Source organism: Ignatzschineria rhizosphaerae (genome assembly GCF_022655595.1).
Lineage (GTDB): Bacteria > Pseudomonadota > Gammaproteobacteria > Cardiobacteriales > Wohlfahrtiimonadaceae > Ignatzschineria > Ignatzschineria rhizosphaerae.
Map to the genome: position 1 here is coordinate 640,164 of NZ_CP093379.1, position 7,193 is coordinate 647,356.

3 protein-coding genes are annotated in these 7,193 nt (G+C 37.2%); 2 read left to right on the plus strand and 1 reads right to left on the minus strand.

What is annotated here, in order from left to right; genetic code table 11:
* Positions 1-244 precede the first annotated feature (244 nt).
* Positions 245-3,019: an ESPR-type extended signal peptide-containing protein gene (locus MMG00_RS02905; protein ID WP_242151157.1), complete on the plus strand. Its 2,775-nt coding sequence runs from the start codon at positions 245-247 to the stop codon at positions 3,017-3,019.
* On the opposite strand, the gene MMG00_RS02910 is transcribed toward MMG00_RS02905, so the two are convergent.
* Positions 3,003-3,806 (minus strand): integrase core domain-containing protein, encoded by an 804-nt coding sequence (locus tag MMG00_RS02910; RefSeq protein WP_242153261.1) that lies wholly within the window; start codon positions 3,804-3,806, stop codon positions 3,003-3,005. The genes MMG00_RS02905 and MMG00_RS02910 overlap by 17 nt on opposite strands.
* A gap of 143 nt (positions 3,807-3,949) precedes the next feature.
* Between MMG00_RS02910 and MMG00_RS02915 the strand changes: the two genes are divergently transcribed.
* Positions 3,950-7,117 (plus strand): hypothetical protein, encoded by a 3,168-nt coding sequence (locus MMG00_RS02915; RefSeq protein WP_242151161.1) that lies wholly within the window; start codon positions 3,950-3,952, stop codon positions 7,115-7,117.
* The last annotated feature ends 76 nt before the right edge of the window (positions 7,118-7,193 follow it).

Below are 7,193 nucleotides of genomic sequence, written 5' to 3' on the forward strand. Positions count from 1 at the left end.
CAGATTATTTGATCTGAGGCTTTTATTTGTTTTATATCTTATTGATTACTAACTTTTTTATATTTTTATGGTATATATAGGAGTATATGTGCCAAATAGTTGTAAATATATATATTTATTTGTTTTTTGCAATAAATTGTATTTTTATTAATGGATTTCTAACAGAGTATTCGCGTGCTCTTTAGTGACATTCTATTTTCTCCCTGTGCCGTAATTAAATGTCGATATAAGAAAGAATAAAATTATGAATAAGACCTACAATGTTATTTTCAATAAAAGTATTGGTGAATATCAAGTAACAAGTGAGCTTACAAGTAGTAAGAAAAAGACAAAAAGCTCAAAACGAATGATTGTTACACTTGCTTCACTGTTATTTTCTGCGGCAGGTGCGCAAGGTATTGACGATGGTGGGCAGATGGGAGTCCCTTATAAAAGTAATATCAATACTTTAAGTCATATTCAATTAGGTATTGAAGATATCGAAAAGTTTGATACGGATAATACGGAATTAACCAATATTGCGACATGGACCAATGCTAATAACAATGGTATTTGGGATTCAGAAGGTAACTGGCAAACGATTGATAGTGATGGAAATAGCATCGCTTCATCAAGCTTTGTCTCAAATCGAGATTATGCACAATTCCATTCAACTGATGATATATCTCAAACGGTAAAAATTGACACTGAAGTGAATGCGGCAGGAATATACTTTAGTGGCAAAGGCACCTATCGATTCGAGACAGAATCAGAGTTTAATTCGCAAGCATTAAAAGCATCGTATACCGGAGAGTGGGGAGAAGAGGTTTATAGCTCAGGAATGCTTGTTTTAGGGCAAGAGGTTATTAGAGATGCGCAAACGGGGCTGTTTAAGTTTGAAGAAAATCAGTTTTCTGGCATTGTCGATCTTACAGGGACCACTAAAAACTATTTTGATGAAGGTATTTCCATTTATGGTGGTGCTTTAAGGATTTCTAGTGCAGATCAGATTCAGGCTCGATATAGAGAGTATCCTGGATTGCCTGAATATAGCAGGGGAACAACTCATATCAGGTTTAATAGTAAAGATGCAGAAAACCCGGCAACGCTCTTAATATCGGGAGAAGTTACAATAACTGATAACATTCTTCAACTTGAAAAGGGGCATTATGGAGTTATCCAGGCGGAAGATGGTGGGGAGTTAATTTTTACTGATCCTATACCATTTAGTACTATTGGTATTTGGAATGGCGGCACATTAACGACAGACGGTATCCGTTTTGAAAATTCGTTAGGGATAGGACCTTCAATTTCTAATGGGGGGATATTATCGCTCCATAATCTTTGGCATGAAAATAGTGGGGTTATAGAAAACTATGGAGATCTCACGATTACCGATGCACGTATCGGAGGTACTAGAGGTGAAAGCGCAACTACATCCTATGATCGAGCTGTCCTTTATAATCAGAATCATCTTACACTTAAGTCGACGATGATTGAAGATAATATTCTGGACAATAGAGATGGTATTTTATCGCTACGTTCAGCCGCTTTTTATAATAATGGCGGAACTATGGAGTTTGAAGATGTTAGCTTTATTAATAACCATATTTGGGGTTGGGAACATCAAGAATCTTATGGTGGCGCTATCTATAATCTTGGTGGTGAAATATATGATAATAATGGGGGGATGACTATTGCCCCAAAAGCGACTATTGCTAAAACGAACTTTATCAATAACAGTGTATCGTATGGACATGGCGGTGCCATTTTTAACAATGGTGATTTAACGATCAGCGATGCATTTTTTCAAGAAAATAAAACCATTAATGGCCATGGCGGTGGCATTTATAACAATTGGATATTAACGGTTGAAAACTCAATCTTTGAGAAAAATAGTGCCCATCAGAAAGAAGAAGATTGGTGGTGGGGGTCACAAGGTGGAGCGATTTTCTATAATAGCGATTGGGGGCATCTAACTACGCTTTTGGTTAGAGACTCTACTTTTAATGAAAATAGTGCAGATTATGGTGGCGCAATAGCAGGCTCATCCACGGACCCTGGGTATTTTCCATTAGATGTTTCAGACTCCACTTTTACAGCTAATAGTGCAGTTGATTCGGGTGGTGCAATATCGGCAAATACAGCAGATATTTCCCATTCAACTTTTACCGGAAATAGTGCAGGCAGTGGCGGTGGTGCTATTTTTGCAACGATTTTAAATGTAAAAAATAGCAGTTTTCTTGATAATAGCGTAGATGATAGCGTAAGTGGCGGTGCGATTAATGCTGCGACGCTTGATTTAATAGTATCGGGTGATCATACCTCACTATTTAGTGGTAATAGTGCTAAAGGTCAAAGCAATAGTATTGCTATAAACAATGGTTTCTCATTCGGTGTTCATCTGGAAGATGCCGAATCAGTTTTAGAGATGCATGATCCCCTCTCTGGATATTCTTATGAGGGTGGGCCTGGACCGGAGTATGAGCCTGTTGCGCTCGCTGTCACCAAAGATGGCTTAGGGCATTGGAAGCTTGGCGGCGTTTCTCATTTTACAGGCGTAGGGACACAATTTTCTGTTAATGAAGGGCTTTTATCTTTTTATGGTAAAAATCAAGCTCAAGATATTAATGGTTATGATATTGCCGCCAGTAAAATTCTATTAGACGGTTCACTATCAGGATTTACCTTAGGTAGTCAAGGTAAGTCGGCAATATTAGAGGCTAATGGCGGTAACCAAATTGTGGTGAAAGAGGGTAAAATATCCTTCTTTGCAGATGATGATGCTAACACAAATACAACCGTTAGATTAAATGTGACAGGTGAGAACCGTCTAAACGATCTCAATGAAGCAGCCTCAGATAAAGCTGTTTTAGGGTTAGAAGGTGCTTTTGAAGTCACTGGCGGCGGTAAGGTAAAGCTTGAAGTCTTTGGATTAATGGAAGAGGGTGCTCTTTATGCCCTTTTATCCTCTAATCAAGATCATGCTTTTAATGCTAATCTGTTAGAAATCGGCGGGTTGTTTACACTTCAGTGTTAAAATAATTTTCTAAAACTTCATAAGGCGTTAAACCATTAATACCCTTATGAGGTTTTACTGTGTTGTAATAGTTCAAAAATCGTTTTAGCTTCTTTTTCCGATCATCTGAACTGATAAACTCTTCCTGATTATGCCACATTTCCATGAGTGTTCGAATGACTCTTTCTGCTTTTCCATTCGTTTGAGGGCAAGCTGGCTTTGTAAACTTTTGATTAATCTTATGTGTTAGACACATTTCGACAAAGGCATGTTCTGATGTACCTTTATACTCACGACCATTATCCGAATAGGTGCATTCTACAGTATAGGGACACTGTTCTAACAGATCCCATCGAAGAAATTCAGCAGCACTAAACTGTGATTTATCAGGATAAATACCGGCATAAAGTTCTCTTGAAAAATCATCAATTCCTACAAATAAATACTCTCTAGTGCGATTTTTAAGATCCCCTTTTAAAAGAGGGAGCCGTTTAGTATCCACATGGACCATCTCGCCAGGATAGTTTTTGTTATAACGTTTAGCCCTCTTTTTAAGTTTCTCTTCAATAGATTTTTCAATCTTTGCAAGACGTTTAATGCCATACTTAATTGTTCTATAACGTTCATTTTTACTAGCTAATGGCACAAACAAGTTCAATCTACCTTGTTTTAGTACTTTATAGATCGTAGGTCTGCTTACCATAAAACGCTCAGCTAGATAGGTTACGGTAAATTTTTCTTGATGATGTAATCGCCAAATCTCTTCTCGATGAAACGGCGTTAATTTTGTTTTTCGATGGATATTCATAACAGTATTTTCTCCTAATACTGTAAACAACGCGATAAAATCCTACAGCTAATCAATTTGAGTATTCTGAGAGCTCTATCAACCTTACATATCTAGGTAGAGATATCTCCACAATTGAGCGTTTAAAGAGCTTTGATCCCCTTATGATTAATGAGAAGGGGAATGCTCTTATCTTTAATAATATTCAAGAAGATAATGGTCGTTTAACCGCTATCTCCTCATGGACTGGTAATGGTGGTAGTAATAATTGGGGCAGTAGTGCAGATGCTAATTGGCAAACGATTGATAGTGCTGGTGTTGTTGTTGAAAATTCAATCTTCATGGCGGGCGATTTTGTAAACTTTGCCTTACTTAATGAAGACTATGGCGCGAAGTGGGAGACGATTAATCTTGTCTTAAATGAAGATGATCCTAATTATAAAATTACGAGTGCGGGTGTTTATTTCTCTGGTGGTGTCAGTTATAAGTTTAGCGGAGAAGGTTTTCATACAACTATTGATAAAACAACATTTAATCCTAGTGCAAGTAGTGGCAAACTTGTTTTAGGGGGAAAAGTAGAGAGTGAAGAAGCTGGGGGGATTAGTGTTGCAGATGCTGATTTTTGGGGTACTGTGGATCTGACGGGAACTACCCAAAATAGTTTTGAAGGTGGTGTTGAGATTTATGATGGGATACTCAAAATATCCCATGAAGATCAGTTAGGAACGACGCTAGATAAATTGAGGTTGGCAGGAACTTATGTCCCTGATTATTATTTTAAAGCTGTAGGTAAATTACTTATTGATGGGGATGTCCAGTTTAATAATCAGACACTCACGATTGAGCATGATTTTTTTGGCGAAATAGAGCTTGAGAATGGGACGTTAAAATTTGCAAATAACAATAATCGCCTCATACTTGACAATGCAGCCAAAGATTCAGATATCTCTAATAGCTTTATAGTGGCTGCTACTAATGGCACTATTATATTTGATAATAGTCAAAATGATGCATCTGCAATATATAATCATGATCAAGGGAAATTAAGCATATCTAAAGCTCTTTTTACGGGGAATATTAGTGGTAGTGATGCTTCGATTATAAAAACAGATACGAAGGCACAAACATTTATTTCTTCTTCAAGATTTGCACTTAATAATCAATTAGGCATTCATGTTTCTGATGGTTCATTAGAACTTTACGATGTGTTATTTGAAAATGGAACAAGAGGGGCAATTGATGCAGATTCAGGATCTCCAGTATCAATTTATGCAAGTAGCTTTATCAATAATCAACGAATAGATAAAGATGGTGGTGCTATCTCTTCAGATGCTTATGTTAGTTTAAGTAGTTTATCAAGTTCAACCCCAGAATTTCAGTATTTTGAGGGTAACTCTACGAACCTAAGTGGTGGTGCAATAGCTGCTACTTCTATATATATTTCAGATGTAGAGTTTTTAAATAACAAAGCAGGAAAAGATGGTGGTGCTATCGCGCTCACAATCCCCAAAGATGGAGAGACCCTTAGTGGTTCCATTATGGGTGTTATTTTTGAAGGTAATGAAGCTCAGGAGCATGGCGGTGCCCTCTATATCAATAAGCCAGGAACTGATGTTGAATTAACATCAGTCATTTTTGACGGTAATATTGCGCATACAGGAAAAGGGGGAGCAATATACTATAAAGGTGACGATAATGGGCAGCTATTAATCTCAGCGGATCATCAATATAGCGTTTTTAAAAATAACTATGCCAATGGTAAGAGTAACAGCATCTATTTAGATGGTGGAGTATTGAATCTATATTCCACTAAAGAAGGTGTTCTTGATATACAAGATCCGTTAGCAGGAGTAGGAGAGGTAGCTCTGCGTGGTAAGGGAACTGTCAAACTAGGTGGAGAAAATATATTTAAGGCTCATTCAGCCAATAAAAATCGGTTTACCTTAGCCCATGGGACACTTTATCTTTATGGTAAAGAAGAGATTAAAAATAGTCATGATGAATATATTGCGGCAGGCAGTATCTTTTTAAATGGGCAAAAGGATGAATTTAACTTAGGTTCTGGTGCAGCTCATACTGTATTAATTGCTAATGGCGGCAATACCATCAGTGTACCGGATGGATCTATTAATTTTGAGAAAGGTTCAAACGCAAGTAGTAGCCTTACTTTAGAGTTTACACCTTCAGCAGATAACTGGATTAGTGATGCAGAACAGGCGGATTATAGTAATGCCGCATTAGGTCTTTATGGTGCCGTTAATTTCTCTGGTTCTAATAAAGTTAAAGTTAAAATTAATTTTTCAGACCTGGATGATGGATTTTATACGCTTCTCTATTCTGATAAGTCTAATAATTTCAGTGATGAGCATTTTGCTTATGTAGAAGATCCTGAATACTTTTATCAGGGGAAATCCTTATCAAGTTTAGGAAGAGCACTCGTACCACCATTGAGTTATAACGATGGTAATGCGCTTATTTTTCAGCTAGGTGGGTTGTATGCAGATTATCATGGCATTGCGACTTGGACTGGTGCAGATACTGATTCAGAATATAAAAATATTTGGAATCATCTTTTAGCTGAGAACTGGGCAACGACGGATAGTTCTGGCGCGAATTCAACAATATTTTCTAATCAAGATTTTGTGAACTTCTCTTTAAAAGATGGTGAAGTTCATCAAGTAAAAATAGATGAAGGCATTCAAACCTCTGGTATTTTCTTCAGTGGTAATGCTACGTATCTCTTTGATGGAGAGAAGCTCAACGCATCGATAAATGAGACGACATTCTATCCAAGAACAAGTTCTGGGAAGCTTGTTTTAGGACGTGCTATTTCAAGTACTGGTAGCGTACTCTCTGTTGGAGATGATGAGTTTACCGGTATTGTAGATATGACGGGGCTTCGAAAGGGCAATACATTTGAAGGGGGAATTGAAATATATGGGGGAACAATCAAAATTTCCGATGGTAGTCATATCGGGGCGCTAGATAAAATAAAGTTTGCAGGAACGAAAGATAACCCAGCCATCATCTTAATCGATAATAATGATGTAAACATGTGGCAAAATGACACCTTAACTGTCGCAGAGGGGAGTTATTTGAAAATAGCTGGTAGTAATGGATACACCGCTATTTATAATAATAAGAAAAAAGGGGTTATTACTAATAATGGAGTATTGACTCTTGAAAATAATAAATTTTCAAATAACTCAGCGGCCATCTACATGAGTGGTGCCGCAATAGTTAATAATGGTACCTTAAATATCCATGATGTTGTATTTCAAGGTAATAAGACTATAAGCATCCGTACATCAGGGGGGGGCTATAGAAAATAAAGGTCATCTCACAATCACTGGTGAATCTAGTTTTACAACAAATAGTTCATCCTCAGGTGGTGCCATTTATCATGGA